General features: G+C 71.3%; 2 protein-coding genes. One reads left to right on the top strand and one right to left on the bottom strand.

The window, feature by feature from the left end:
• On the bottom strand, window positions 1-930 hold a 930-nt coding region (locus tag I55_RS17945), incomplete at its 3' end, for an aconitase family protein (RefSeq protein ID WP_044561950.1).
• A gap of 133 nt (window positions 931-1,063) precedes the next feature.
• Between I55_RS17945 and I55_RS17940 the strand changes: the two genes are divergently transcribed.
• The gene (locus tag I55_RS17940; protein WP_199902634.1) at window positions 1,064-1,858 is read left to right on the top strand and encodes a GntR family transcriptional regulator; all 795 of its coding nucleotides are present in this window, start codon (window positions 1,064-1,066) and stop codon (window positions 1,856-1,858) included.
• Window positions 1,859-1,961: the final 103 nt, after the last annotated feature.

The following is a 1,961-nucleotide window of genomic DNA, read 5'->3' as shown; positions in this document are numbered from 1 at the left end:
GCCCGTCGGGAAATCGGGCACCGGCTGGTCCAGCGGCACGGCGTGCTGGGGGCTGTTGCCCCAGGTGATCATGGGGGCCACCGCCCCGGCGTCGATGGTGATGACACGATCGAAAATGGCGCCGTCATCGCTGTACAGGTTCCGCCAGGCGGCCACCGCCTGGTCCCACATCGCCCCCTTGGGCGCGTAGGGCCGGCCGTGGAGATAGTCGAACACCACATCGTCCGGGGCGATGATGGCGGTGAAGGCGGCGAATTCGGTGGCCAGGTTGCACAGGGTCAGCCGCCCCTCGACACTCAACGCCCGCACCGCCTCGCCGGCGTATTCCACGACATGGCCCTTGGCGCCGCCGGCGCCGTGGCGGGCCAGGATGTGCAGCGCCAGGTCCTTGGGCGTGACGCCCGCGCCCAGGCGGCCGTTGACCGTCACCCGCATTGTGCGCGGCCGGCGCACGCGCAAGGTGCCGGTGGCCAGCGCGTGCTCCGCCTCTGTCGAGCCGATGCCCCAGGCCAGCGCGCCCAGCGCCCCCTGGCTGCAGGTGTGGCTGTCGGGGCAGACCAGGGTCAGGCCGGGCAGGACGATGCCCTGCTCCGGGGAAATGACATGGACGATGCCTTGGCGCGGGTCGCCCAGGTCGAACAGGGTGATGCCGGCCGCGCGCGCCGCCGCCCGGGTGGCGGTGATGAAGGCGGTGCCGGTGGGCATGATGGTGCGGTCGCCCCGGCCCGGCAGCGTGTCGACCACATGGTCCATGGTGGCGAAGACCTGCCCGGGCGCCATGACCTTCCGCCCCGCCGCCGCCAGGCTTTCCAGCGCGACGCCGCCGGTGCGCTCATGCAGCAGCACCCGGTCGATCAGCAGCAGCTCCGTGCCGCCGCCCAGGTCGGCCACCTGATGCTCCGCCCAGATTTTCTCGAAAATGGTCCGCATGCCCGCCTGCCAAGGTTTCCCTTTAATTGTTATATCTCTATAACAAATTGATGGGGCGCGCCAGATGGTAAAAAGCCGCTATAACCCCAATGGCGCGCCCAAAGTGGCGTCCGGAGCGGATGGAGAGGCAGTGGTGAGCGAAGCCAAGGGGGTGGTGGACCGGCAGGGGGCCGTGCCCCTGTATCACCAGCTGTTCCTGACCTTGCGGGATGAGATCACCAGCGGCCAGCGCGCCTATGGCAGCGCCGTGCCCACGGAACAGGATCTGGCGCAGATCTACGGCGTGTCGCGCATCACCGCCCGCCGCTGCCTGGACGAACTGGCGAACAGCGGCCTGGTGGAACGCCGGCGCCGCATCGGCACCCGGGTGATCTTCCAGACCCCGGTCCGCCCGCTGGAGGCCAACATCGACCAGGCGGTGGATTCGCTGGTGGCCTTCGGGCAGAACACCCAGGTCCGCGTGGTGGATATCGTGGAGGAAGCGGCCGGCCCCGCCGTGGCCCAGCGCTTCGGCCTGCCCGCCAGCGCCGCCCTGGTCCGCGCCGTCCGCGTCCGCTCCCTGGACGGGGCGCCGCTGGGTGAGGTGGTCAGCTATGTGCCGGCCCGCCTGGGGCCGCTGATGACGCGGGAGAACCTGACCACCAGGCCCATGCTGGCCCTGCTGCGGGGGGCCGGCATCGGCATCGGTCGCGCACGGCAGACCATCGCCGCCGTCTCCGCCGATGCCGCCCTCACCGCCGCGCTGGAGGTGGAGCCCCGCGCGCCCCTGCTGCGCATCGAGCGGCTGGTCAGCGACAGCGCCGGGCACCCCATCCTGCTGACCATCGCCCACTACCGCGCCGACCGCTACCAGATCACCCTGGACCTGGGCACCAGCGGCGCGGGGGAAGGCGGCGCCCTGGGTGCCGCCGTTGGCACCCAGGGTTAGTTTCGGCTTACCCCACCACGCCGCGCGCGCGCCAAGCGCCGATCTCCTCCGCCCCGTAGCCCAGGCCGGCCAGAATGTCGTCGGCGTCCGCGCCCACCTCGGG

This window comes from Azospirillum sp. B4 (assembly GCF_000333275.1).
Lineage (GTDB): Bacteria > Pseudomonadota > Alphaproteobacteria > Azospirillales > Azospirillaceae > Nitrospirillum.
This window is presented reverse-complemented; position numbering and strand designations above follow the sequence as displayed.